At 72.5% G+C, this 25,356-nt stretch carries 23 protein-coding genes; 15 read left to right on the plus strand and 8 right to left on the minus strand.

Features of this window, described 5'->3' with window-relative positions; genetic code table 11:
• Positions 1-17: 17 nt before the first annotated feature.
• The 3 genes from ACFPL3_RS34280 to ACFPL3_RS34290 are packed head-to-tail and all read left to right on the plus strand — an operon-like array spanning position 18 to position 3,047.
• Positions 18-1,298: an ABC transporter substrate-binding protein gene (locus ACFPL3_RS34280; RefSeq protein WP_343941044.1), complete on the plus strand. Its 1,281-nt coding sequence runs from the start codon at positions 18-20 to the stop codon at positions 1,296-1,298.
• The gene (locus ACFPL3_RS34285) at positions 1,285-2,157 is read left to right on the plus strand and encodes a carbohydrate ABC transporter permease (RefSeq protein WP_343941043.1); all 873 of its coding nucleotides are present in this window, start codon (positions 1,285-1,287) and stop codon (positions 2,155-2,157) included. The genes ACFPL3_RS34280 and ACFPL3_RS34285 overlap by 14 nt, the downstream gene beginning before the upstream one ends.
• On the plus strand, positions 2,154-3,047 hold the full coding sequence (locus tag ACFPL3_RS34290; protein ID WP_343941042.1) for a carbohydrate ABC transporter permease: 894 nt from the start codon (positions 2,154-2,156) through the stop codon (positions 3,045-3,047). Before ACFPL3_RS34285 ends, ACFPL3_RS34290 begins: the two co-directional genes overlap by 4 nt.
• A gap of 7 nt (positions 3,048-3,054) precedes the next feature.
• Here ACFPL3_RS34290 and manD read toward each other — a convergent pair whose 3' ends face one another.
• The 6 genes from manD to ACFPL3_RS34320 form a co-directional block, all read right to left on the minus strand.
• Entirely contained in the window at positions 3,055-4,248 is a 1,194-nt protein-coding gene (gene manD / locus ACFPL3_RS34295; protein ID WP_343941041.1) for a D-mannonate dehydratase ManD, read from the minus strand.
• A gap of 13 nt (positions 4,249-4,261) precedes the next feature.
• Positions 4,262-5,131: a carbohydrate ABC transporter permease gene (locus tag ACFPL3_RS34300; protein ID WP_343941040.1), complete on the minus strand. Its 870-nt coding sequence runs from the start codon at positions 5,129-5,131 to the stop codon at positions 4,262-4,264.
• Complete coding sequence (locus tag ACFPL3_RS34305; protein ID WP_343941039.1) at positions 5,128-6,018, minus strand: carbohydrate ABC transporter permease; 891 nt, start codon at positions 6,016-6,018, stop codon at positions 5,128-5,130. Before ACFPL3_RS34305 ends, ACFPL3_RS34300 begins: the two co-directional genes overlap by 4 nt.
• A 13-nt stretch (positions 6,019-6,031) precedes the next feature.
• Complete coding sequence (locus ACFPL3_RS34310; protein WP_343941038.1) at positions 6,032-7,309, minus strand: ABC transporter substrate-binding protein; 1,278 nt, start codon at positions 7,307-7,309, stop codon at positions 6,032-6,034.
• Positions 7,310-7,370: 61 nt separating this feature from the next.
• Positions 7,371-8,039 (minus strand): response regulator, encoded by a 669-nt coding sequence (locus tag ACFPL3_RS34315; protein ID WP_343941091.1) that lies wholly within the window; start codon positions 8,037-8,039, stop codon positions 7,371-7,373.
• 2 nt (positions 8,040-8,041) lie between these two features.
• Positions 8,042-9,598, minus strand: a complete 1,557-nt coding sequence (locus ACFPL3_RS34320; protein ID WP_343941037.1) for a sensor histidine kinase — start codon at positions 9,596-9,598, stop codon at positions 8,042-8,044.
• Positions 9,599-9,715: 117 nt separating this feature from the next.
• On the opposite strand from ACFPL3_RS34320, the gene ACFPL3_RS34325 reads away from it, so the two are divergent.
• The 3 genes from ACFPL3_RS34325 to ACFPL3_RS34335 are packed head-to-tail and all read left to right on the plus strand — an operon-like array spanning position 9,716 to position 12,727.
• A complete protein-coding gene (locus tag ACFPL3_RS34325; protein ID WP_343941036.1) occupies positions 9,716-10,705 on the plus strand; it encodes a Bug family tripartite tricarboxylate transporter substrate binding protein in 990 nt (329 codons plus the stop codon).
• A gap of 5 nt (positions 10,706-10,710) precedes the next feature.
• Positions 10,711-11,205, plus strand: coding sequence for a tripartite tricarboxylate transporter TctB family protein (locus tag ACFPL3_RS34330; RefSeq protein WP_379590259.1), 495 nt, complete (start codon positions 10,711-10,713; stop codon positions 11,203-11,205).
• 1 nt (position 11,206) lies between these two features.
• Complete coding sequence (locus ACFPL3_RS34335; RefSeq protein WP_343941034.1) at positions 11,207-12,727, plus strand: tripartite tricarboxylate transporter permease; 1,521 nt, start codon at positions 11,207-11,209, stop codon at positions 12,725-12,727.
• A 5-nt stretch (positions 12,728-12,732) separates the two neighbouring features.
• On the opposite strand, the gene ACFPL3_RS34340 is transcribed toward ACFPL3_RS34335, so the two are convergent.
• Entirely contained in the window at positions 12,733-14,157 is a 1,425-nt protein-coding gene (locus ACFPL3_RS34340) for a serine/threonine-protein kinase (protein ID WP_343941033.1), read from the minus strand.
• 986 nt (positions 14,158-15,143) lie between these two features.
• Here ACFPL3_RS34340 and ACFPL3_RS34345 point away from each other — a divergent pair.
• From ACFPL3_RS34345 to ACFPL3_RS34375, 7 genes are all read left to right on the plus strand, one after another.
• The gene (locus tag ACFPL3_RS34345; RefSeq protein WP_343941032.1) at positions 15,144-15,809 is read left to right on the plus strand and encodes a hypothetical protein; all 666 of its coding nucleotides are present in this window, start codon (positions 15,144-15,146) and stop codon (positions 15,807-15,809) included.
• 13 nt (positions 15,810-15,822) lie between these two features.
• Positions 15,823-16,161 carry a DUF3870 domain-containing protein gene (locus tag ACFPL3_RS34350; protein ID WP_343941031.1) on the plus strand — a complete coding sequence of 113 codons (339 nt, stop codon included), beginning with the start codon at positions 15,823-15,825 and terminating at the stop codon, positions 16,159-16,161.
• Between the two features lie 172 nt (positions 16,162-16,333).
• Entirely contained in the window at positions 16,334-18,268 is a 1,935-nt protein-coding gene (locus ACFPL3_RS34355; protein ID WP_343941030.1) for an oxidoreductase, read from the plus strand.
• A gap of 5 nt (positions 18,269-18,273) precedes the next feature.
• On the plus strand, positions 18,274-19,620 hold the full coding sequence (locus ACFPL3_RS34360) for an MFS transporter (RefSeq protein WP_343941029.1): 1,347 nt from the start codon (positions 18,274-18,276) through the stop codon (positions 19,618-19,620).
• Positions 19,617-20,147, plus strand: coding sequence for a MaoC family dehydratase (locus ACFPL3_RS34365; RefSeq protein WP_343941028.1), 531 nt, complete (start codon positions 19,617-19,619; stop codon positions 20,145-20,147). Before ACFPL3_RS34360 ends, ACFPL3_RS34365 begins: the two co-directional genes overlap by 4 nt.
• Entirely contained in the window at positions 20,144-21,382 is a 1,239-nt protein-coding gene (locus tag ACFPL3_RS34370; protein ID WP_343941027.1) for a CaiB/BaiF CoA transferase family protein, read from the plus strand. The genes ACFPL3_RS34365 and ACFPL3_RS34370 overlap by 4 nt, the downstream gene beginning before the upstream one ends.
• The gene (locus tag ACFPL3_RS34375; protein ID WP_343941026.1) at positions 21,367-22,530 is read left to right on the plus strand and encodes an acyl-CoA dehydrogenase family protein; all 1,164 of its coding nucleotides are present in this window, start codon (positions 21,367-21,369) and stop codon (positions 22,528-22,530) included. Before ACFPL3_RS34370 ends, ACFPL3_RS34375 begins: the two co-directional genes overlap by 16 nt.
• Positions 22,531-22,534: 4 nt before the next feature.
• On the opposite strand, the gene ACFPL3_RS34380 is transcribed toward ACFPL3_RS34375, so the two are convergent.
• Positions 22,535-23,455 (minus strand): GntR family transcriptional regulator, encoded by a 921-nt coding sequence (locus ACFPL3_RS34380; protein ID WP_343941025.1) that lies wholly within the window; start codon positions 23,453-23,455, stop codon positions 22,535-22,537.
• 142 nt (positions 23,456-23,597) lie between these two features.
• On the opposite strand from ACFPL3_RS34380, the gene ACFPL3_RS34385 reads away from it, so the two are divergent.
• Both ACFPL3_RS34385 and ACFPL3_RS34390 read left to right on the plus strand, forming a co-directional pair.
• Positions 23,598-24,149: a GNAT family N-acetyltransferase gene (locus tag ACFPL3_RS34385; protein WP_343941024.1), complete on the plus strand. Its 552-nt coding sequence runs from the start codon at positions 23,598-23,600 to the stop codon at positions 24,147-24,149.
• Positions 24,150-24,172: 23 nt separating this feature from the next.
• A complete protein-coding gene (locus ACFPL3_RS34390; RefSeq protein ID WP_343941023.1) occupies positions 24,173-25,342 on the plus strand; it encodes a C45 family peptidase in 1,170 nt (389 codons plus the stop codon).
• Positions 25,343-25,356: the final 14 nt, after the last annotated feature.

Consider the following 25,356-nt stretch of genomic DNA (forward strand, 5'->3'; position numbering starts at 1 on the left):
CATCGGGGAGGTACCGCATGACCCGTGCGCTCTCGCGGCGTGCGTTCCTTGGGGCGGCGGCTGCCACGGCGCTGGCCGGCTGCAGCGCCGATCCGGCTCCGGGCAAGATCCGGCTGCGCCTGTCGACCTGGAACATCGCGCCCGACCTGGTCAGCTACCGGGCGATCGCCGACCGGTACCAGCAGCTGCACCCGGACGTCGAGATCGCCGTGGAGGTGACGCCGGGCGGCGACTTCAACCAGTGGCTGACCACTCGCCTGGCGGCCGACCGGGCGCCGGACCTCATCCGGATCATCCCGCAGCAGTTCGGCCGCTACGTCGACACCGGCGGGATGGTCGACATCGCCCAGTGGCTGCCGCTCGGGTACGGCGACGACTACCGGGAGAACTTCTGGTCGATCGTCGCCAAGGACGGTGGGGTCTACGGCCTGCCGCAGCACACCGACAACTTCATCACCTTCTACCGGCGCGACATCCTGGACCGGATCGGCGTCAGCCCGCCACCGGACGCGGTGGACCGGGCGTGGACCTGGCCGGAGTTCCTCGACGTCGCGCGTGAGGTCAAGCGCGCCACCGGCGCGTACGGCTTCTCCGTCGGGTTCGGTGGCGTGAACAACGCCTATCGCTGGCTGCCGTTCCTGTACATGCACGGCGGCCGGCTGGTGGAGGACGACCTCGTCACGCCCGCGATCGAGGACGACGCGGGCGTGGAGGCGCTCGAGTGGACGCGCCGCTGGTACGCCGAGGGGCTCGTCTCGCTCTCCAACACCGTGAAGGGCAGCCAGGGCGACACCGCCACCACGCTGTTCGCCACCGACCAGGCCGGGCTCATGCTCAACAACCCCACCGCCCTGCCGACGCTGCAGGAGAGCCTCCCCGAGGAGGCGTGGGACACCCGGTACATGATCCAGGACGTCGGGCGGGCGTCCGACTGCGGCGGCAACGTCCTCGCCGTCACGCGCAGCTGCCGCCACCCCGAGGTCGCCGCCGACTTCCTGGCCTTCCTGAACGACCCGGAGAACACCGTCGCGTTCTGCCGGGGCGGGGGCTGGGTGCCCGTGCGCGAGTCGATCGACGTCGACGAGGTGGGCTACTCCTACCGGCCCGACACCGTGGCGCGGTTCCTCGTGCAGCAGGAGACCGTGCCCGCCGACATGATCGCCGTCGAGACCTCGCCGACGTTCAACGTGGTCAACCAGGTGCTCGGGGACTACCTCGACCTGTGCCTGATCGGCTCGATCACGCCACGGGAGGCGGCCGCCTCCATCGCGGAGGGGATCCGGAATGTCCGCCACTAGATCACGGGTTGCGCCCTGGCTCTTCGTCTCGCCCGGCCTGCTGCTGCTGATCGTGTTCTCGCTCGTCCCGATCGTGGCGGCCGTCGTGCTGTCGTTCCAGCAGGTCGCCGTGTTCGGCCAGGGCACCTGGGTCGGTGGCGGCAACTACGCGCAGATGGTGGGCGACCCGCTGTTCTGGACGAGCATCGGCAACACCGCCGTGTTCACGGTGGGCACGGTGCCGACGAGCATGGCGATCGGCCTGCTGCTCGCCGTGCTGCTCAACCGCGCGATGCCGGGCCGGGCGCTGATCCGGGCGCTGTTCTTCCTGCCGATGGTGGCCGCGGGCGTGGTGGTCGCCGTGATCATGGCGTGGATCTTCAACGGCGACTACGGGGTGGTGGACAACCTCCTCGCCGCGCTCGGGCTGCCCCGCGTGCCGTGGCTGACCTCGCCGGACGTCGCGATGCTGACGTTCGTGCTCGCCGTGGTGTGGACGCGGATCGGGTTCTGCATGGTGATCTACCTGGGGGCGCTGCAGGCCGTGCCGCCCGAGCTCGTGGAGGCCATGACGGTGGACGGCGCCGGCCGGTGGACCCGGTTCCGGCGGCTCATCTGGCCGCTGCTGCGCCCCACGACGTTTCTGCTGCTCGTGGTGAACGTGGTGTTCTCGCTGCAGGTCTTCGACATCGTCTACGTGCTCACCGGCGGCGGTCCCGGCTTCGCCACGACGGTGCTGATCCAGTACATCTTCCGGACCGCCTTCACGAACGGGGAGATGGGCTACGCGAGCGCGATCGGCGTCGTGTTCGCGCTGATCCTGCTCGGCTTCACCGCCCTGCAGTGGCGGGCGAACCGGCGGGCGGAGGAGGTGGCATGACGAGCATCGCGCAGGACACGCGGCCGGCGCTCGAGACGCCCGCCGCGGTGCCCGCGGCCCGGCGGAACCGGATGACGCCGGGGCGGTGGGTGGTGTGGGCGCTGCTCGTGTGCGGCGCCCTGGTGATGGCCTTCCCCGTCTACTGGATCCTCGTCACGGCCGTCACGCCGGGAGGGCAGTCGCAGAGCGGCGAGTTCTACCTGTGGCCGAGCGAGCCCACTCTCGCCAACTTCGCGGAGGCGTTCGAGTCCCAGCCGGTCGGCCGCTGGATCCTCAACTCGGTGGTGATCGCCGGGATCGGCACCGCGATCACCGTGATCGTCGCGCTGATGGCGGGCTACGCGTTCGCGAAGTTCTCCTTCCGCGGCCGCGGCGTCCTGTTCGGCGCGTTCCTCGTGACGATCGTGGTGCCGGCGCAGGTGACGCTCGTGCCGTCGTTCCTCGTGGTGGTGGACCTGCGGCTCGTCGACACGATCTGGGCCGTGATCCTGCCCCGCGCCGGCGACGCGATCGCGGTGTTCATCGCCCGCCAGTTCATGCTGAAGATCCCGGACGCGCTGCTCGAGGCGGCCCGGATCGACGGCGCGGGCGAGCTGACGATCTTCCGCCGGATCGTGCTGCCGATGAGCGGGCCGCTGGTCGGCGTGCTGGTGATCCTGGCGTTCATGGGGAAGTGGAACGACTTCCTGTGGCCACTGGTCACCCTGCAAGGCACCGAGAACCTCACGCTCCCGGTGGCCCTGTCGAGCATGCAGAGCAGCGGGATCTTCGACAACCCGTGGGGGCCGATCATGGCCATCGCGTTCCTGTCGCTGCTGCCGCTGCTGGTCGTGTTCCTCGTCTTCCAGCGGACCTTCGTGCAGGGGATCGCGAGCACCGGGCTCAAATGACGGCCGCCTACCAGTCGTGCACCGTGCCGTCGCGCAGGCGGTTCACCGGCAGGTAGGCGGGGGTGTACTCGAACTTCGCCGCGGCCTCCTTGTCGACGGTGACGCCGATGCCCGGGGTCTCGCCGGGGTGCAGGTAGCCGTCGTCGAACGTGTACGAGCGCCGGAACACCTCGTAGGTCTCGGCGGTGTGGGGCGCGAACTCCTGGATGCCGAAGTTGTGGATCGCGAGGTCGAGGTGCAGGCCCGCGGCCATGCCGACCGGGGAGATGTCGGTGGGGCCGTGGATGCCTGACTTCACCTGGTAGAGCGCGGCGAAGTCGAAGAGCTTGCGCATGGCGGTGACCCCTCCGGTGTGGGTCACGGCGGAGCGGACGTAGTCGATGAGCTGCTCGCAGATGAGGGTCTGGTAGTCGAAGGCGGTGTTGAACACCTCGCCGATCGCGAGCGGGGTGGTGGTGTGCTCGCGCACCAGGCGCAGGCCCTCCTGGTTCTCGGCGGGCGTGCAGTCCTCCATCCAGAACAGGTCGTAGGGCTCGAGCGCCTTGCCGAGCTTCGCCGCCTGGATCGGGGTGAGGCGGTGGTGCACGTCGTGCAGCAGCGGCAGCTCGGGGCCGAACTCGTTCCGGACGGCCTCGAACACCGTGGGCACGTGGCGCAGGTAGGCGCGGGTGTCCCAGACCTCCTCGTTGGGCAGGCCGGTGCGTTCGAGGGGGTTGCCGATGCCGTAGATCGTGTCCAGGCCCGGCACGCCCGCCTGCACGCGGATCGAGCGGAAGCCCTCCTCGCGGCGCGCCCGGATCGAGTCCAGCACCTCCGGCAGGTCGCGGCCGCTGGCGTGCCCGTAGGCCATGATCCCGGTGCGGCTCGCCCCGCCCAAGAGCTGGTAGAGCGGCATGCCCGCGGCCTTGGCCTTGATGTCCCACAGCGCCACGTCCACGGCGGCGATCGCGGCCATCGTCACCGGCCCCCGCCGCCAGTAGGCACCGCGGTAGAGGTACTGCCAGGTGTCCTCGATCTTGTGCGCGTCGCGGCCGATCAGCAGCGGGACGACGTGGTCGCGCAGGTAGCTGGCCACCGACAGCTCGCGGCCGTTCAGCGTGGCGTCGCCGTAGCCGACGAGGCCGTCGTCGGTGGTGATCTCGAGGGTGACGAAGTTGCGTCCCGGGCAGGTGACGATGACGTCCGCGCCGGCGATCCGCATTGGGGGTCCTTCCTTATCCCTTGGTGGCGCCGGCGGTGAGCCCGGCGATGAGGTAGCGCTGCCCGAACACGGCGGCGAGCACGACGGGCACGCTCATGAGCGTGGACGCGGCCATGAGGCCGCCCCAGTCGATGCTCGCGTAGGAGATGAAGTTGAACAGCGCCACCGGCAGCGTCTTCGTGTTCTCGTCGGAGAGGATCAGCGCGAACACGAAGTTGTTCCAGCTGAAGACGGTGGCGAGCACGCACGCGGTGGCGGTGCCCGCGGTGGCGAGCGGCAGCGAGATCCGCAGGAAGGCCCCGAACGCCGAGAGCCCGTCCACGCGGCCCGCCTCCTCCAGCTCCACCGGCAGGCCCTCGAAGAAGCCGATCATGATCCAGGTGATCAGCGGCACCGAGACGAACATGTGCGACAGCACCAGCACCGAGTAGCCGCCCACCAGCTCCAGGCGGGCGAACACGTAGTACCAGGGCACCAGCAGCGAGATCGCCGGGATGATGCGGGCGATCAGCACCCAGCCACTCGCCCGGTGCATCCCGAAGCGCCCGATCGCCCACGCCGCGGGCACCGCGATCAGCGCGGACAGCACCGTGGAGACCACTGCCACGATCGCCGAGTTGACCATGGCGGGCAGGAACACGCCCTGGTCGAACACGGTGCGGAAGTTGTCGAGCGTGGGGGTGAAGACCACCGCGTCCGCGGTGTTGCTGATCTGCACGTTGTTCTTGAACGCCGCGAGCACCATCCAGACCAGCGGCAGCGCGAACACGAGGCTCACCAGCACGATCGCGGCGAGCCGCAGCCGTTCGAGGCGGCGCTTGCGCGGGTCGGGGCTGCGCGGGGGAGCCGCTGGCGGCGTGGGTCGCGAGAGGGTGGCGGTCATGATCCGGCCTTCTCCGATCGGAGCCTGAGGACGACGACGATCCCGATGATCAGCACGGTGAACAGCACGAGCACCGCCGCGGCGAGCCCGTACTCCGAGTAGTCGAACGTGATCCCGTAGGCGTAGACGTTCAGCGTCTCGGCCTCGTAGCTGGAGCCGCCGCCCGCGCCCTTCGTCGCGTAGATGAGGTCGAAGGTCTTCAGCGCGTCCACGCTGCGCAGCACCAGGGCCGTGACGATCGTGGTGCCCAGCATCGGCAGCGTCACCAGCCGGAACCGCTGCCACGGCCCGGCCCCGTCCACGAGCGCCGCTTCCTCGGGCTCCTCGGGCAGCGTGGTGAGCCCGGCGAGCAGCAGCAGCGTCATCATCGGCGTCCACTGCCACACGTCGATCAGGATCAGCGTGGGCAGCGACTGCGCCACCGAGCCGAGGAACGGCTGGGGCGGGATGCCGACGAGGCCGAGCAGTGCGTTGGCGATGCCGACGGTCGGGTCGAGGATGAGCATCCACACCACGCCGACGGCCACCGGGGTGGCGAGCAGCGGCACCATCAGGATCGTGCGCATCCAGCGCATCCCGCGGAACGGGCGGCGCAGGAGCATCGCGAGCGCCAGCCCGAGCGCGAGCTCGAGCACCACCGCGGCCACCGTGAACAGGAACGTCCGCCCGACGGCAGGCCAGAACCGGCGGGTGTCGCTCAGCGCGTCGGTGTAGTTCGTCAGGCCGAGGAACCTCGTGTCGGCGTTCACCGCCCCGAACGCGTCGGTGAGGCTGAGCCACAGCGTGTAGGCCAGCGGGAACACGACCATCAGGCCGATGAACACCACAGCGGGGGCGATCATCGTCCACTTGAGTCGCCGGTACTCCTGCTCAAGGGTGCGGGCCATCAGATTCTCCGCCTCAGATCCTGCGCTGGCGTGCGTCGCGGGTCAGGAAGTCGTCGAATTCGTCGGACGTGTCGCGCGCCTCCGCCACGAAGTCCTCTCCGAGGATCGAGGCCACCATCGGGCGGCCGACGATGTCGCGGGCGCGCCCGACCTGCACCACGTCCGGCCGGTCGCGCGGCACCCCGGTGGCGGTGCCGGCCTCCATCGACGCGGCGAGGTCCGCCGGGAAGCCCGCCCCGGCCTCGGGGTCCTGCCACGCGGACGTCCGCGCGCCGGGGATCCCGTCGCGCTGCATGGCGCGCACGGTCTCCGGGCCCGACGCCCAGCGCAGGAACTCCCACGCGGCGTCGCGGCGCGGGGAGAACGCGTTGACCGCGAGCCCCCAGGACGCGATGTTGTACGGCCGGGAGCCCGCGGGCCCGGCGGGGAACGGCGCGAACCCGGTGCGGTCGCCCACGAGCGAGGTCTTCGGGTTGATGAAGTTGGTGTAGACCGAGTCGGCGTCGATCACGAACGCGACCTTGCCCTGGGCGAAGATCGGCGTGATCTGCTCGAGGCTCATGTTGGTGGCGCCGAGCGGACCGGCCTCGCGCAGCAGCCGCCCGTAGTACTCGTAGGCCGCGAGCGCCTCCGGCGAGGCGATGCCCGACCGGCCGTCGACGATGAAGTCGCCGCCGAACGAGTACAGGTAGCTGGAGAACTGGCTCACCGCGAAGTTGCGCTGGCCGCGCCCCGCGAACCCGATCATGTCGTTCGCCGGGTCGTGCAGCCGCGCCGCCGTGGCGAACAGCTCGTCGAGCGTGGCGGGCGGGCCGTCGGGCACGAGGTCGCGCCGGTAGTACAGCGCCGACCGCTCGGTGACGATCGGCACCCCGAACACCCGGCCCTGGTTGGTCACCCGCTCGCGCGCGCCCTCCAGCACGTCGCCCCAGTCGTACTGCGCGTCGCGGGTGACCAGGTCGGTGAGGTCGGCCAGCCAGCCGTTGCGCGCGAACAGCAACTGCTCCTGCAGCGGCCGGTACATCATCACGTCGATGTCCGGCGCGCTCGCGTTGAGCTTGACGTTGTAGGTGGACGACACCTGGTCGGCCGTCATCGTCGAGATGGCCACGCGCCGGTGCGCGAGGTCCTCGAACTCGCCGATGCGCCTGCGGATCGCGTCGCCCCACACGTGGTTGGCCAGCACGAGCCGCAGGTCGCCGTCCGGCCCGTCGCCGGAGCGCCCGCAGGCCGCCAGCCCGGCGATGGCCCCGGCACCCGCAGCGCGCAGGAAATCCCGCCGTCGAATCACGCCGCCCCCCGCCGCGTCTTGTCTGATGTCTGGCTCCGGGGGACCCTACGTCACCAGTGGATCAGCCGCTCCAGCGATACCGGCGCTCGGGACGACCGGTGCCCCCGTAGCGCAGCCGGACGGTGGCCGCGCCGGTGGCGACGAAGTGCTCCAGGTACCGGCGCGCGCTCACCCGCGACAGCTCCGTGAGCTCGGCGCACTCGGCGGCCGACAGGTCCCCGTCGTGCGCGCGCAGCACCCGCTCCACCAGCTGCGCCGTGGGCGCGGTGAGCCCCTTCGGCAGTCGTGTGCTGCCGCCGTGGCGGGCACCGAACACGCTGTCGATGTCGTCCTGCGCGGCGCGTTCGAGCCCGGCGAGGCGCCCGCGCACCCGCGCCACCCGCTCCACGTGCTCGCGCAGCACGGCCGCGTCGAACGGCTTCACGAGGTAGTGCGTGGCGCCGCCGTGCAGCGCCGCGGTCACCGTGCCCGGGTCGTCCGCCGCGGTGATCACGAGCACGAACGGGTCGTCGGGGGAGCCGGTGCGCAGGTCGCGCAGCACCTCCAGCCCGGACCGGTCGGGCAGGTAGACGTCCAGCAGCACGAGGTCGGGCCGCAGCTCCCGCGCCAGCCGCGCCGCGTCGGCGCCGGTGTGGGCCACGCCGACCACCTCACACCCCGGGATCCGCGCGACGTACCCGCTGTGCACGCGGGCCACCATGAAGTCGTCGTCGACGACCAGCACCCGCATGGTCACGACGCCACCGGGAGCGACGCCGTGAACACCGCGCCGCCGTCGTTGCGCAGGCTGATCGTGCCGCCGCGGCGCAGGCAGACCTGCCGGGCCAGCGCGAGCCCGAGGCCGCGCCCGCCGCTGTCGCGCTCGGCGGCCTTCGTGCTGAACCCGTGCCGGAACACCTCCTCGACGAGCTCGGACGCCACGCCCGGCCCGGAGTCGCGCACCGTCACCCGCACCGCGTCATCCTCCGTCGCGACGCCGACCTCCACCCACCCGGGCCCCGCCGCGTCCAGGGCGTTGTCGACGAGGTTGCCCAGGACCGTCACCAGGTCGGCCGAGAGCTCCGGATCACGCACCGGGTCCACCGCGTCGAGCCGGCTGCCCGGAGCCAGCCGCAGCTGGGCCCCGCGTTCCGTGGCGAGGCTCGCCTTGGCCACGAGCAGCGCGGCCACCGCCGCGTCGCCCACGCTCGCGGTGACCTCGCGCCGCCACTGGTCCGACCCCGCCACGATCCCCGCCACGAAGCGCCGCACCTCCTCGTGCTCGCCCAGCTCCGTCAGGCCGGCGATCGTGTGCAGCCGGTTGGTGAACTCGTGCGTCTGCGCCCGCAGCGTGTCGGTGACGTGGCGCGACGCGTCCAGCCGATTCTCCAGGGCGGCCAGCTCCGTGCGGTCGCGCAACGTGACCACGGCGCCGACCGTGGTGCCGTCCACCTCCACCGGCATCCGGTTGAGCACCAGCACCCGGGTGCCGTGCAGCACCACCTGGTCGGCGCCCTCGACCGCCCCGGTGAGCACGTCGCGCAGCCGGTCGTCGAGGTCGAGATCGTCCACCCGGGCGCCGACGGCGGCGACGCCGAGCAGCTCGGTGGCGGCGGCGTTCTGCAGCGTCACGCGATCGGCGCGGTCCAGGCCGAGCACGCCCTCCTTCACACCGAGTAACATCGCCTCGCGCCGCTGCACCAGCTCCACGATCTCCGTGGGCTCCAGGCCGAGGGTCTGCCTGCGTACCCGCCGCGCCAGCAGCAGCGACCCGGCGACGCCGAGCACGACCGCCACCCCCACCAGCAACGCCGCGGGCGCCGGGGCGGCGAGGAGCCCGGTGAGCAGCGGCGGCGCCTCCACGCGCGCGGCGACCAGCCCGACCACGCGCCCGTCGTCGGCGAGCACCGGCACGTGCGCCACCACCGTGCGCCCGTCCGGGTTGCCCACCCACGCCCGCCCGGCGGGCGCCGTGCTCTCCCCGGCCGGGAACGGCTCCCCGACCTCGGCCGGGTCGGCGGCGCTGCGCACCACCATGCCCGCGTCCACGATCACGATCTCGTCGGCGCCGGACAGGTTGCGCGCGCTCGTGCCCAGCGCGGGCAGCGGGCCGAAGTCACGGGTGGCCAGGCTCTCCCGCACGCCCGCGGTGGCCGCGACGTCCTCGGCCACCGTCAGCATCCGCCTGCCCTGCGTCTCCCGGAACGCCGCGTCCGACTGCACCACCGCCAGCGCGGTGACCGCGGCGAGCAGCAGTCCCACGATCCCGAGCTGCCAGCCCAGGAACTGCCGCGCCAGGGTGCGAGCCATGTGGGGAGCGTCCCACGACCACAACGACCACAACGACCGATGTGCGATCAAGGCAGACAGCGGTGTCCCCGCAGCTCAGGATGTGCGCCACACATACCTCGACGGAGAGGGAGGCAGATGCGGACCCGAAGCGTGGTGGCCGTGCTCGTGGCGCTGGCCGCGGTGCTGCTCGTACCGCCCGCGGTCGGCGGGCTCACCGGTGGTGGCGACGGCACGCAGCTGCGTGGCCTGCGGTTCCTGGTGCCCAACGCGCCCGGCGGTGGCTACGACATCACGGCGCGCACGGCGGCCAAGGCGATGGAGGACGCCGGCATCACCGGCGCCGTGGAGGTCTTCAACCTCCCCGGTGCGGGCGGCACGGTCGGGCTCGGCCGCACCGTCAACGAGAGCGGCAACGACCGGCTCGTCATGTCCATGGGTCTCGGCGTGGTCGGCGCGGTCTACACGAACGACTCGCCCGCCACCCTGACCGACGCCACCCCCATCGCGCGGCTCACCCAGGAGACCGAGATCGTCGTGGTGGGCAAGGACTCGCCGCTGCGCACGTTCGACGACCTGCGGGTCACGTGGACGGCCGACCCGGGCGCCGTGCCCGTCGGCGGCGGCTCCAGCCCGGGCGGGCCCGACCACCTCGCCCCGATGCTGATGGCCGAGGGGATCGGCATCGACCCGCGCACCGTCAACTACGTCTCCTACGACGGCGGCGGCGAGCTGCTCGCCGCGGTGCTCGGCGGGAAGGTGGCGTTCGGGGTCTCCGGGCTCTCCGAGTACGCCGACCAGATCGAGGCCGGTGAGCTGCGGGTGCTGGCCGTGACCGCACCGCAGCGCGTGCCCGGACTGGACGCGCCGACGCTGACCGAGGCGGGCGTGGACGTCGAGTTCACCAACTGGCGCGGCATCGTCGCGCCGCCGGGGCTCTCCGACGAGGGCCGGGCCGACCTCGTGGCCGCGTTCACGGAGCTGCGCGAGTCCCCCGAGTGGGGCGAGGCGCTGCAGCGCAACGGCTGGCAGGACGCCTACCTGCCCGGCGACGACTTCGGGGCGTTCCTGCGCGCCGAGAACGACCGCGTGGCCGGCGTGCTGCGCAACCTGGGGCTGGTGGCATGAGCACGATGACCTCCTGGCTGCGCGAGCGCTCCGAGCTGGGCGTGGCGGCCCTGCTGCTCGCCACCGGCCTGCTGGTGCTGGCCGACGTGACGCTCGCGCCCCGCTCCGGCAACGCCGCCGACCCGCTCGGCCCCAACGCGGTGCCGATCCTGCTGGGCCTGCTCCTGCTGGTGCTGGCCGCGCTGCTCGCCGTCGACGTCCTGCGCGGGGGCCACGGCGAAGCCGAGGGCGGCGAGGACGTCGACCTCGCCGTGCCCGCCGACCGGCGCACCGTCCTCCTGCTCGCGGGCGTGATCGTCGCGACCGCGGCGCTGATCCCGCTGCTCGGCTGGCCGATCGCGGGCACCGTGCTGTTCTGGGGCGCCACCTACGCCCTCGGCTCGCGCGCCTTCCCGCGCGACCTGCTCATCGCGGCGGGCGTCTCGCTCGCCACGTGGCTCGTGTTCGACGCGCTGCTCGGCGTGGACCTGCCCGGCGGACCGCTGATGGGGCTGATCTGACGTGGAGAACCTCACCCTCCTGTTCGAGGGCTTCGGGAACGCGCTGACCCCGGCCAACCTGCTGTTCTCGGCGATCGGCGTGCTGCTGGGCACCGCGATCGGCGTGCTGCCCGGCATCGGGCCGGCAATGGCGGTGGCGCTGCTCCTGCCCGTCACGTACGCCTTCGACCCGACCGGGGCGTTCATCCTCTTCGCCGGCATCTACTTCGGGGCCATGTTCGGCGGGTCGACCACTTCGATCCTGCTCAACACCCCCGGCGAGAGCGCCTCGGTGATGGCGGCGATCGAGGGCAACCCGATGGCCCGCTCCGGCCGCGGCGCCCAGGCACTCGCCGCCGCCGCGATCGGGCACTTCATCGGGGGCGTCGCGGGCGCGCTCGGCCTGGTGCTGCTCGCGCCGCTGGTGGCCTCGGTCGCCGTCGACATCGGCGCCCCCGACTTCTTCGCGATCATGGTGCTGGCCTTCGTCGCCGTCACCTCCGTGCTGGGCAGCTCCCGGGTGCGCGGGTTCGCCGCCCTCGCGATCGGCCTGACGATCGGGTTGGTCGGCCTCGACCCGCTCTCCGGGCAGCCACGCCTGACGTTCGGCGTCCCGCAGCTCGCCGACGGCATCGACGTCGTGATCGTCGCCGTCGGGCTGTTCGCGGTGGGCGAGGCGCTCTGGGTGGCGGCGCACCTGCGCCGCACCGTCGACCGGCCGATCCCGGTAGGCCGGCCCTGGCTCTCCGGCGACGACCTGCGCCGCACCTGGAAGCCGTGGCTGCGCGGCCCGTTCATCGGGTTCACGTTCGGCTCGATCCCGGCAGGCGGCGCCGAGATGTCCACGTTCATGTCGTACGTGGCCGAGCGGCGGCTCTCCCGGCGGCCCGAGGAGTTCGGCAAGGGCGCGATCGAGGGCGTCGCCGGGCCCGAGGCCGCGGCCAGCGCCTCGTCGGCGGGCACGCTCGCCACGATGCTCACCCTCGGCCTGCCCACCACCGCGATCGCCGCCGTCATGCTGGCCGCGTTCCAGCAGTTCGGCATCCAGCCCGGCCCGCTGCTGTTCGAGAACGAGCCCGACCTCGTCTGGACGCTCATCGCGAGCCTGTTCATCGGGCTCGTCCTGCTGCTGGTGCTGAACCTGCCCCTCGCACCCGTGTGGGCGAAGCTGCTGCGGATCCCCCGGCCCTACCTGTACGCCGGCATCCTCTTCTTCGCCTGCGTCGGCGCCTACGCGGTGAGCGGCCAGCCCGTCGACCTGCTCGTGCTGCTCGCGATCGGCGCCGTCGGGTTCCTGATGCGCCGCTACGGCCTCCCGGTCCTCCCCGCGATCATCGGCGTGATCCTCGGGCCCGACGCGGAGCTGCAGCTGCGCCGCGCCCTCCAGATCGCCGAGGGCGACGTCACCACGCTGGTCTCCACCCCGCTCTCGGTGATCGTGTACCTGGTGATCATCGGGCTGCTGGTGTTCCCACTGATCGCGAGGGCCCGCCGGCGCGGGTCCGGCTCGGACACCCCGCCGCGGGAGCGGGTGGGGGTGTAATCCGGTCAGGAGTAGACCATGCAGCTCGCCGCGGCGAATGCGGACTCCTTGGTCTGCGTGGCCAGGACTCGCCCGCTGTCGTCGCTGATCGAGCACGTGACGGTGGTGTCGCCCTTCGTGGAGGGCGACACCACCGACAACAATGGTGTTGCGTCGGCACCCCATGCCGAGGTGTCGACGGTGAGGTTCCACGGAGCGGGCACGGAGGAGACGGTGATCCGGTCGCCGTTGCTGTCCGTGTAGCTCAAGGTCACCGGGTAGTTCGCCTCGACCGTGTAGACGTAGGAGGCCGGCCGGTCGCCCTCGACGCGGCTGAAGGGGCCCGGTCCGGTCGTCGGCGCCGCCGCGGCGGTGGGCGGCGCGACCGTAGCCTGGGGTGTCGGTGCAGCGGCCGATGTCGGAGCAGCGGTCGCCGGACCCGCGGCGACGACCGCTTCCGTGGGGGCGGACGCGCGCCCCGCGGCGAACCCGGCCCCGCCCGAGACCACCGCGAGGACGACCGCCGCGGTGGCGAGGACGAGCACGCGGCGGGCGCCGCGCGGTGCGCTCGGGAGGGTCGCGGTGGGTGCCGGCGGAGCCGGGGCGGCGACGGGCGGGGTGTCCCACTGCTGCAGCGCGTACTGCGCGGCGGCGGCGAGGTCGCGCGCCGTGGCGTACCGGGCCGCCGGGTCCTTGGCCATGCCCCGCGCGATCACCTCGTCGAGCGCGGGCGGCACGTCGCCGCGCTGCAGGCTCGGGCGGGGCGGATCCGCGGTGAGGTGCGCCTTCATGATCGACGGCAGGCTGGTGCCGTCGAAGGGACGGCGTCCGGTGAGGCACTCGGCGAGGGTGCAGGCGAGGGAGTAGATGTCCGACCGGTGGTCCGGGGCTCCTCCGTCGAACCGCTCGGGCGCCATGTAGGCGAGGGTCCCGACCGTGCTGCCGCTGCGGGTGACCGCGGTGAGGTGCTCGTCGAGGGCACGGGCGATGCCGAAGTCGACGAGGTAGGCGAAGTCGGACGGCGTCACGAGGACGTTCGACGGTTTGACGTCGCGGTGCAGCACGCCATGGGCGTGGGCGTCGGTGAGCGCCTCGGCGACCTGGCTGACCAGGGCGACGGCGCGACGCGGGTCCATCGGCCCGGACGCGATGATCCGGTCCAGCCCGACCCCGTCGATCAGGCGCATGTCGATGAAGAGCCGCCCGTCGATCTCCCCGAAGTCGTGGATCGGGACGACGTGCGGGTCCTGCAGGCGCGCCGCGCTGTCCGACTCGCGGCGGAAGCGGGTGCGGAAGTCCTCGTCGTGCGCCAACTCGGCAGGGAGGACCTTGAGCGCGACGGCCCGCCCCCGGCGCTGGTCGAACGCGCGGTACACCTCGCCCATCCCGCCGCGCCCGAGAAGCCCCTCGAGTCGGTACGGCCCCAGCACGAGGGTTCTGTCGGCGGTCACATGCGCTCCCCGGTTCGTCGGTCGCTGTAGACCGTCGCGATCGGCCGCAGATCGTTAACCGAGCCCTCGTCCCCATCCGGCCGACGGCCGGCTCCCGCGCCGAGCGCACCTCAGCGCGGTCCCACGACCCTGAGGTGCTGCTGACCTTCCGGTGATCGGCGTGAGCAGTACGCCACGGTGCTCACCACAACACCGCTGTACGACTCATGCGGATCATGCGGCGCTGAGACGGTCGTCGAGCCCCCAGCCGCTCGGTGCGGCCGTTCCACGTTGCGAGATGCCTCGAGCCGGATGGTGGGGGGACGCTCATCGGCGAGCAGTACACCAGTGCGGTCTGATGACCGTCAGGTACTGCTGATCTTCGGTGATCATTGTGAGCCGTACGCCACGGTCGCCGCCACGGACGTGGTGTACGGCTCGTGGGGTCTGGGTCCGTCCGGGTGGCGGCATCGGCCTCCCGCACCGAGCCGCACACCAGCGCCTTCCGCAGAACGACCAGGTGCTGTTGACCTTCGGGCGGTCGGTGTGAGCAGTACGTCAGGGCGCTCGGCAAACCGTGGTGTTCGGCTCGCGCGCCTCGGACCGGTCGCCGTCGCCGCGCCGGGTGGGCGACCTCGAGAGGCGCCCCGCGTGCCGCAGCCGAGCAGTGCACGGATGTAGTCGTCCCAACTGCCAGGTGCTGTTGATCTTCGGTGATCGGCGCCAGTCGTACGTCAGGGGCCTCACTACGACCGTGGTGTTCGGCTCGCGGCCTCGACTGGTCGTCGCCGCCTCGCCGAGTCGGCGATCCTCGTCCGCTACCCGCGCCGCGAGTCGCACGTCAGTGCGGTCGTCGCAACTGCCGGGTGCTGTTGATCTTCGGTGATGAGCGCGAGTCGTACGTCAGGGTGCCCAGCAGGACCGCGGTGTGCAGCTCGCCCGCCTCGGACGGGCGTCGTGGTGTCGCCGAGCACTGTTGATCTTCGAGGTGCGGTAGGGACGCGGTCATGCTGGTGACATCCCGATCGGCGGCCGAGTACCGGGCGATGTTCGACCTGGCTGCCGGGGACCTGGTGGGACCGGTCCTCGACTGCTGCGCGGGCGGGTCGAGCTTCGCCGCCGAGACCGGGGGGTGGGTCGTGGCCGTCGACCCGGCCTACGCGCTGGGGCCCGGGGACCTCGCGGAGCGGGTGCGGGAGGGGCTCGACGAGGGCGACCGGATGATCGCGAGGAACGCGGACCGGTTCGAGTGGGGCTGGTACGGCGACCCCGGCGGGCGGGCGGCGATGCGCCGGTCGGCGGGGGAGCGGTTCCTCGCCGACCTCCGTGAACGTGCCGGGCGTTACGTCGCCGGGGCACTGCCGGACCTGCCGCTGGCCACCGGCGGCGTCGAGGTCGCCCTGTGCTCGCACCTGTTGTTCACCTGGGCCGAGCTGGGGGAGGAGTGGCACCGGCGGGCGCTGGCCGAGCTGGTGCGGGTGGCGCGCCGCGAGGTGCGGGTGTTCCCCGTCGTGGCGCAGGCGACGGGGGAGCCGGTGGCGTTCCTCGACCGGTTGCGCGCCGAGTTGGAGGCGGGCGGGCACCGCACGGAGCTGCGGCAGGTGCCTTACCGTTTCCAGCGGGGCGGCGACCGGATGCTGTGGATCCGGGTCGGACACGGCGGTAGCGGATGATCGGGTGGTTCGGGTGGAAGACGGTCGGCTGTCCGACGTCGTGCTCGTGGCGGGCTACGCCCAGCTGCCGCAGAGCACCGGTGCAGGCCAGATGTGGCGGCACCTCACGGTGATCGCGCGCATCGACCTGGACTCCGGCCTGGTCGTCGACGCGTCGACCACGCTCGCCACGGCCGTGGCGGACCAGTTCGTGCGCGAGCTGCTGATCGGCAGCGACCCGGTGCGCGACTCCGAGCGGATCCTCACCACCCTGGAGCGGCACTACTTCGGCAACGGCCGCAAGGCGATCATCGGGGCGTTCCGCGACCTCGTGCAGCGGTACGAGGAGTGCCGTTCCGAGCTCGGGGGTTGACAACCGCGGCGGCCGGTTGATCGGATACCGGCACACCCCGTCGGACGGCCGGACGGCCCCGGTGGGTGCCGAGTCCGCTGCACGGTGCTCGCCCGCAGGCGAGGGTCTCCCGCGCAGGTCGAGGTGAGGCAGCCCTGCACCGCACGCCGTCGTGCGGTGGTGAGGTGACTGCATGCCCGACGCCGCGCACACCGTCCTGGCCCCGTACCGCGCGGGCCGCCTGGATCTGCCGAACCGCCTGGCGTTCCTCGCCACGGTCAACAACCTCGGCCGCAACACCGAGATCACCGACGACCTGGTGGCCTACTACGCCGCCCGGGCCCGCGGCGGTGCCGGGATGGTGATCACCGAGGGGTTGTCGGTGCACCCGACGTCGATCCCGAACGGCACCACACCGCTGGCCTACGACGAGTCGCTGGTGCCCGGTTTCCGCCGGCTCGCCGACGCCTGCCGCCGGCACGGCGCGCGGGTGTTCGGGCAGCTGTGGCACGTGGGCAGGCAGGCGTTGTGGAACCCGACGCTGCAGCCGTGGGCCCCCTCGGGCGGGCGCGACCCGTACAGCGGGGTCACGGCGCGCACGATGACCGACGCCGAGGTGCGCGAGGTCGTCGCCGGGTTCGTGCGCTCGGCGGTGAACCTGTACGTGGCCGGGTTCGACGGGGTGGAGCTGCACGGCGCCCACGGCTACCTGATCACCCAGTTCCTCTCGCCGTGGAGCAACCACCGCGACGACGCGTGGGGCGGCGACACCGCGCGGCGCACGGCGTTCGTGGCCGCGGTGGTGCGGGGTATCCGGGAGGCGTGTGGTCCGGACTTCGCCGTCGGCCTCAAGCTCAGCGCCCACGAGTACGTGGACGGCGGGATCGACCTCGCCGAGGCGCAGCGGATCGTGGGGGTCCTGGGGGACACCGCGCCCGTCGACTACCTGGCGGTGAGCCAGGCGAACTTCAGCCCCAGCCTCGAGTACCACGTGCCGGACATGGCGTTCGACGACGTCCCGTTCGTGCACCTCGCGGCCGGTGTGCGCGAGGTCGCCGGTGACGTGCCGGTGATGGCGCTGGCCAAGGTGCCCGACGTCGCCACCGCGGACCGCCTCGTGGAGGACGGCACCGCCGACCTGGTGGGGATGGCGCGGGCCTGGATCGCCGACGCCGACCTCGTGCGCAAGGTCGAGCGGGGCGAGACCCCGCGCCCGTGCACGTACTGCAACGTCTGCTGGGACTTCATCCACACCGGACGGCGCATCGCCTGCATGTACGCGCCCGACACCGGCCGGGAGTGGCACGCCGACCCGTCGGCCGCGGACGAGCGGCGGACCGTCCACGTCGTCGGCGGTGGCCCGGCGGGGCTGGAGGCCGCCCGCACCGCGGCGGGACGCGGCCACGACGTGCACCTCTACGAGCGTGCCGACCGGCTCGGGGGCCGGTTGCGCCGCGACGCGCAGACCCCCGGGCGCGAGGGGATGGGGCTCGCGGCCGACTGGCTCGCCGCGGCGGTCGAGGACGCAGGCGCGTGCGTGCACCTGGGCACCGAGGTCACGCCCGAGACCGTGGCCGGGTGGGACGCAGGCGACGTGGTCGTGGTCGCCACCGGCGCGGTGCCCGTCGTCGACGAGGTCCCCGGTGTCACCACCGTGGCGCTGGCCGAGGCCGTCCGCCGGGCCGGTGAGCTGGCCGGGCCCGTCGTGGTGGTGGACGAGCTCGAGGACGAGCCCGTGTACGCGTTCGTCACCGACCTCGCCACCCGCGGCACGCAGGTCCGGCTCGTGACGCGGCGGGAGGCGCCGGCGCGCCGGGTGGCCTACGTCAGCCGCATCGGGGTCTCCCGGCGCCTCGACGAGGCCGGGGTCGAGGTGCACGCGCTGGTCGAGCCGGTGCGCGCCGAGGACGGCCGCCTCGTCGCGCGGCACGTCTACTCCGGCCGCGAGCGCGATCTCGGGCCGGTCGGGACGGTGGTGCTGGCCGGGCCGGCGGCGCCCGGGCCGCACCCGGCGGGCGCCCGGGACGCCCTCGTGATCGGCGACGCCTCGTCGCCGCGCAGTTACGTCGCCGTCAGCCAGGAGGCCCACGACGTCGTCGTGCGCCTGGGCCGCGAGAAGGGGGAGTGACAGCAATGGCGCTGCAACCCGGTACCGAGCAACCCGGAACCCGGCAACCCGGTGCGACGCCGGAGGTCTCGCCCGCGGACCTGCGCCGCGCGGTGCTCGCCACCTCGATCGGCAACTGCCTGGAGTGGTTCGACTTCGCCGTCTACGGCTACATGGCGGTGGTCCTCGGGCAGCTGTTCTTCCCGACCGACGACCCGGCGTCGTCACTGCTGCTGTCGTTCGCGGCGTTCGGCGCGGCGTTCGTGGTGCGCCCGCTCGGCGGGATGTTCTTCGGCCCGCTCGGCGACCGCGTCGGCCGCCGCGGCGTGCTGTGCGTGATCATCCTGATGATGTCGGCGGCGACGTTCTGCGTCGGGCTGCTGCCGACCCACGCCGCGGTGGGCGTGCTCGCGCCGACCCTGCTCGTCGTGCTGCGGCTGGTGCAGGGCTTCACCGCGGGCGGCGAGGTCACGGGGGCCACGGCGTTCATCGCCGAGTACTCGCCCGACCGCATCCGCGGGCGGGTGACGAGCTGGATCCAGTTCTCGGCCACCCTCGGCTTCTTCCTCGGGCTGGCGGCACCCACCGTGCTGAACCTGCTGCTGGACCCCGAGCAGATCGCGGCGTGGGGCTGGCGGCTGCCGTTCCTCGTGGCCGGGCCGCTGGGGGTGGTGGGGCTCTACATCCGGCTGCGCCTCGGCGAGAGCCCGCGGTTCGCGCAGCTCGAACGCTCCGGCGAGGTGGTGCGCCACCCGCTGCGCGAGGCCGTCGTGAAGGGCTGGCGCGAGGTGCTCCTGGCCGGTGGGATCGGGATCGTCGTGCACCTGGGCTACTTCCTCGCCCTGGTCTACATGCCGACCTACCTGACGAAGGTGCTCGGCTTCGCGCCGTCCACCGCGTTCCTCGCCACCACCACCGTGGTGGTGCTCAACATCGTGATGATCCCGATCTCCGGGCGGCTGTCGGACCGCTGGGGCCGCAAGCCGATCATGATGGCCGCGGCGGTGGGGTTCGTCGTCGCGACGATCCCGGTGTTCCTGCTCATCGGCCAGGGCGGGGCCGCCACGTTCGTCGGGCTCGGGATCCTCGGCCTGCTGCACGGCACCTACCTCGGCGCGGTGGCCGCGGCGTTCGCGGAGATCTTCGCGACCAAGGTGCGCTTCGGCGGGTTCTCGATCGGCCACAACGTCTCGGCGGCGATCTTCGGCGGTGGCACCCCGCTGCTCGCCACCTACCTCGGCGGGTTGCTGGGCAGCACGCTCATGCCCGCCTACCTCATCGTCGCGGGCTCGCTGCTCTGCGTGGTGGCGGTCTCGCGCTACCGCGAGATGGCCGGGAAGCCGCTGCGCGCGACCGGATCGGAGACACCATGACACGCGTCCAGCCCGGCTGGCAGGGTCGCTACTTCGAGGACTTCGCCGTGGGCGACGTCTACGAGCACCCGCTCGGCCGCACCGTCACCGAGACCGACAACACCTGGTTCACGTTGCTGACGATGAACACCAACCAGGCGCATTTCAACGCGCAGGCGGGGGAGTCGTCGGAGTTCGGCCGGATGCTCGTCGCGTCGCCGCTGACGATCGCGATCGCGATCGGCCAGTCGGTCACCGACACCACGCAGAACGCCTTCGCCAACCTCGGGCTCGACGGGCTGCGCCTGACGGCCCCGGTGTACGCGGGCGACACGCTCTGGTCGGAGTCGATCGTGCTGGGCACCCGGGAGTCGCGGTCGCGCCCGGAGGCGGGGATCGTCACGATCCGCACCCGGACGATCAACCAGGACGGCGTCGAGGTGCTGACGTTCGAGCGCACCTTCTACGTGCACCGGCGAGGCGCGGCCCGCGCCGCCGCGCCACGGCCGCGGGCGAAGACCCCGCTCACCCTCGAGGACGCGCCGTGAGACCGCTCGAGGACGTCCGCATCGTCTCGCTCGAGCAGTACGGCGCGGGCCCGTTCGCCTCGTCGCACCTCGCGCAGCTCGGCGCGGAGGTCATCAAGATCGAGGACCCGGCGGTGGGCGGCGACGTGGGCCGGCACGTCCCGCCGTACGCCGAGGGCGGCGACTCGCTGTTCTTCGAGTCGTTCAACCAGGACAAGTCCTCCGTCGTGCTCGACATCCGCACGCCGGAGGGCCGGGAGGTCTTCCACGACCTCGTCCGCAGCGCCGACGCCGTGTTCTCCAACCTGCGCGGCGACGTGCCGGAGAAGCTCGGCATCCGCTACGCCGACCTCGCGCCGGTGAACCCGCGGATCGTGTGCTGCTCGCTCACCGGGTTCGGCATGACCGGCCCGCGTTCGCGCGAGCCGGGCTACGACTACGTCCTGCAGGCGCTCGCCGGTTGGATGTCGGTGACGGGGGAGCCGGGTGGAGCCCCGCAGAAGACCGGGCTGTCGCTGGTGGACTACAGCGGCGGGTTCGTGGCGGCCATCGCGCTGCTCGCCGGCATCCACGCGGCGCGCCGCGACGGCGTGGGCACCGACTGCGACCTCTCCCTCTACGACACCGCGATCAGCCTGCTGACCTACCCCGGCACCTGGCACCTCACCGAGGGCTGGGAGCCGCGCCGCACCCGACACTCAGCGCACCCCTCGCTGGTGCCGTTCCAGGCGTTCGAGGCGGCTGACGGCTGGCTCGTCGTCGGGTGCGCCAAGGAGAAGTTCTGGCAGCGGCTCACCGTGGTGCTGGGGCGCCCCGACCTCGCCGACGACCCCCGGTTCGCCACGTTCGCCGACCGGGCGCGCCACGCCGACGAGCTCGTCGCGCTGCTGGAGGAGCTGTTCCGCACGCGCACCGTGGCCGACTGGCTCGACGCGCTCTACGCCGCACCCGTGCCGTGCGCACCGGTGCACGACGTCGCGCAGGCGCTGCGCGACCCGCACGCCGCGGCTCGGGAGCTGATCACCGAGACCGAGCACCCCCGCTTCGGCCGGGTGCGCGCGCTGCGCTCGCCGGTGCGGCTCGGCCCGCCCGGCGCCGACACCGCCCCGACCCGCGGGGCGCCCGCGATGGGCGAGCACACCGGGTCCGTGCTGCGCGGGCTCGGCTACGACGACGACCGCATCGCCGCGCTCGCCCGCTCCGGCGCGCTCGGCCCGATCCCCGCGGAGGGAACAGACCGGTGGACTTCAGCCTGAACGACGAGCAGCGCCTGTTCCGCGACACGTTGCGCAGCTTCGTCGAGCGCGAGATCAAGCCGGTCGCGCGCTCCTACGAGCAGTCCGGGCGCTACCCGACCGAGATCGTCGCGGGTCTGCGCGAGCTGGGCCTGTTCGGCCTGGTGATCCCCGAGGAGTACGGCGGGCTGGGCGCGGACACCGTGTCCTTCGCGCTCACCTTCGAGGAGATCTCGCGGGGCTGGATGGGCGTCGCGGGTGTGCTCGGCAGCCACTCGGTGGCCTGCTGGATGCTGGCGAAGCACGGCACCGAGGAGCAGCGCACCCGGTTCCTGCCCGACCTCGCCACCGGCGCGCGGCGCACCGGCATCGCGCTCACCGAGCCCGGCGCGGGCACCGACCTGCAGGGCATCACCACCACGGCGCGCCGCGACGGCGACTCCTACGTCGTCAACGGCACCAAGATGTGGATCACGAACGCGCGGCACGCCGACCCGCTGCCGGTGCTGGTCAAGACCGACCCGACGGCGCAGCCCGCGCATCGCGGGATGAGCATCCTGCTGGTCGAGGCCGGCACGCCCGGCTTCGAGGTCACCGCCGACATCGGCAAGCTCGGCTACAAGGGCCCCGAGTCCTGCGAGGTCGTGCTCACCGACGTCCGCGTGCCCGCCGCCAACCTCCTGGGCGGCACCGAGGGCCGCGGGCTGCAACAGGCGCTGTCGGCGCTGGAGACCGGCCGGATCAACATCGCCGCCCGCGGCGTGGGCATCGCCCAGCGCGCCTACGAGGAGGCCCTCGACTACGCCCGCACCCGCACCGCGTTCGGCGGGCCGATCGGCGACTTCCAGGCCATCCAGCTGCGGCTCGCCGAGATCGCGGTGCGCCTGCAGAGCGCCCGGCTCATGACGTACTGGGCGGCCTCGCGCATGGACGACGGCGTCCGCATGGACACCGAGTCCGGGCTGGCGAAGATCGCCGCCTCCGAGGCGGCGCTGGCCTGCGCCACCGACGCGATGCGCATCCACGGCGGCTACGGCTATTCGACCGAGTTCGAGATCGAGCGGCTCTACCGCGACGCGCCGCTGCTGTCCATCGGCGAGGGCACCAACGACGTGCTGCGGACCGTGGTGGCGAAGGCGCTGCTCGCGGGGCGGGCGAGCATCGGGTGAAGGGTCATCCGCGACGAGCGAGGTGGGCGGCCAGTCCGTCCAGGTGGCGGGTCAGGGCGTGGTCCAGGAGGGCGTCCAGGTCCCTCACGGCGTTCTCGGGTATCGCTGCCAGGTGCGGGTAGCGCCCCGAGGAGACCAATCGGCCGAACTCGTGGTCGAGAGCGATCCACCACTGGTCGTTGGCCTGCCCGGTCTCCCGTTCGCTGCGGTTCTCCGCCGCGGCGCTGGCGGCGAGTCCGCGCACCAGGGAGGTCAGGGCGAGCGTCTCCCTGGTGCGTTCCGCGTGGCTGAGGCCGAGGCCGTCCAGAGCCTTGAGCGTCCATTCCGTGTGTGCCATCGCTTCGGGGACGAGCAGGGGCCGCGTCAGCGAGACCCGCTCGGGCAGCCACGGATGCCGGCGGTAGGCCTGCCATTGCACCCGGCTGACCAGCTCCAGCTTCGCCCGCCATCCATCCGGCCCCGGTTCGGGCAGCGGGTGGGCACCGAACACGGCGCGGACCAGTAGATCTTGGAGCTCCTCGCGCCCGGAGAGGTGCCCGTAGAGCGACATGGGAGCGACGCGGAGCTCGGCCGCGAGCCGTCGCATGGACACCGCATCGAGGCCTTCGCGATCGGCGATGCGGAGTGCGACGGCTACGATCCGGCCGGCGCTGAGCGCGTCGTCCCGCGGCCGGGTCGGGCGCCGCGCCGGTGTCTCCGAGGGGCGCACGATCGTGCCCGACCCGGGACGGCTGACCACCAGTCCCTCCTCGCGCAGCACCGCGAGCGCCCGGGTGGCGGTGGCCATCGCCACGCCGAAGTCACGGACCACCTGCCGGGTGGAGGGGACCCGTTGGCCGGGCCCCAGAGCGCCCGAGACGATCCGCTGCCGGATGACCGCGGCCACCCGGAGGTAGGGCCGCGCGTTCTCCTCGCTGCTGTCCACGACCGAAGCGTACTAGTGCGGACGGCTGGGGCGGGCAGGTAGTCAGAGGAGAGAACCCCTCGTACGGCCAGCAAAATGGTGCACTTTGAGAAGTGCACTGCTGTTGATCGACGCCGCCGCGGCTGCTCCTTACGGTGTACGTGTGTGCAGTGCATCGGACTGTGAGATCGCGATCCAGGTCCTGACGGCGGCCTTCGCCGACGATCCCGTGTTCCGCTGGCTCCTGTTCGGAGACGTTCCGGGTGTCGACGTCGCGCGGCTGGTCCTCCCGGTCGTGGAACAGTCCGCAGGGCAGGGCGAGCTCGTCGTCGGTCCAGACGGGGCGGGTACCGCCGTGTGGCTGCGCCGGGGAGCCGAGCCCCCGGCCGGCGACGAGGCGCCGCTCCCGGACGAGCTCGCCCGGCCGGCCACCTTCACGGCCCTCGTCGACCAGCGGTACCCGGTCGGCCGGCCGCACCTCTACCTCGCGTTCCTCGGCGTCGTGCCGGGTGTGCGCGGCAGAGGTACCGGCGGGGCGCTGCTGCGGGAGCGGCTCGCCCGTGCCGACGCCGACCGCGTGCCCGCGTACCTGGAGGCGAGCTCGGCGCGCAGCCGGTCGCTCTACGAGCGCCACGGGTTCCGCACCACGGGTGCCCCGATCGTCCTGCCCGACGGTCCGCGCCTGTGGCCGATGTGGCGCGAACCCCGTCCCTGACCCCACCACCCCGAGGAGCCTCCATGCCCATCGCCCGCGAGATCGTCGCCGGTGGCGACGCCGACTTCATGACCGTGCCGCACCTCACCGCGACCGGGAGCCAGGTCGAGATCGGCCGCGCGTACGCCGAGCAGGCCCGCCGCGTCTTCGACTGGACGCCCGTCCGCGCGGACCCGGTCAAGGCGCGCGCCCGCCGCGCGTGGTTCGCCCGGCACTGGCCCCAGCACCTGGCCCGGATGCGGGGAGCAGCCGAGGTGCTGGGTGTCGACCTCGAGGCCGACGAGGTGTACCTGGACGGCCTCACCGGAATCCCGAACGGGGCGGCGTGCTCGGCGAGCTACTACCCGCCCGCCGTCACGGTCGACGGGCGGCCCGTGCTGGGGCGCAACTACGACTTCTTCACCACGAGCGAGACCGACCTGTTCGCGCTCATGTCGGGAGGGCCGGTGCCCGGCGGGGACGAGCGACCCATCGCCTCGCGTCCCCACGTGCTCACGAGCGTGCCGGACGACGGGCCCGCGACGACGTTGATCACGATGAGCGAGCTGGACTGCTGCTACGAGGGTGTCAACGAGCACGGCCTCGCGGTCGCTCTGCTGATGAACGACGTCGACAACGTGACCGATCCCCCCGAGCCCAGCCCGCAGGTCGGTCTGACCACCACGCAGGTTCCGCGCTTCCTGTTGGACACGTGTGCCACGGCCCACGAAGCCCACGAGGCCCTGCTGGGCGCCAAGCAGTACGACGAGGGCGTTCCGGTGCACTACCTGATCGGTGACCGTTCCGGGGACGCGTTCGTCTGGGAGCGCGGCCGGGGCGGCGACGAGCACGCGGTGCGTGCGGACCGGGGGGCGTTGTGCGTCACGAACCACTTCGTGCACCGCCACGGCGACCCGGCCGACCTGCCCGAGGACAACGCCGAGTCGTTGCTCACCTACCGGCGGTACCGCCGTCTCTCCGAGCTTTCCTCGGGTCCGGACCTGTCGGCGAGCCTGATGCGCGACGCCCTCGATGCGGTCGGCCTCGACGCGACGGCAGACGTCGCGTGGCCGATGCGGACGCTGTGGCGCACGGTGTTCGACCTGGAGAGCGCGACGATGACGACCCGGTTCTACCTGGGCGACGCACCGGACGGCACGTCGCGCTTCAGCCCGGAACTGGAGTTCGCCGTGCCCGTGTCGGTGCCGCGCTGACGGGCACGCGCGGA

The sequence above is a fragment of the Pseudonocardia zijingensis genome, assembly GCF_042657305.1.
Lineage (GTDB): Bacteria > Actinomycetota > Actinomycetes > Mycobacteriales > Pseudonocardiaceae > Pseudonocardia > Pseudonocardia zijingensis.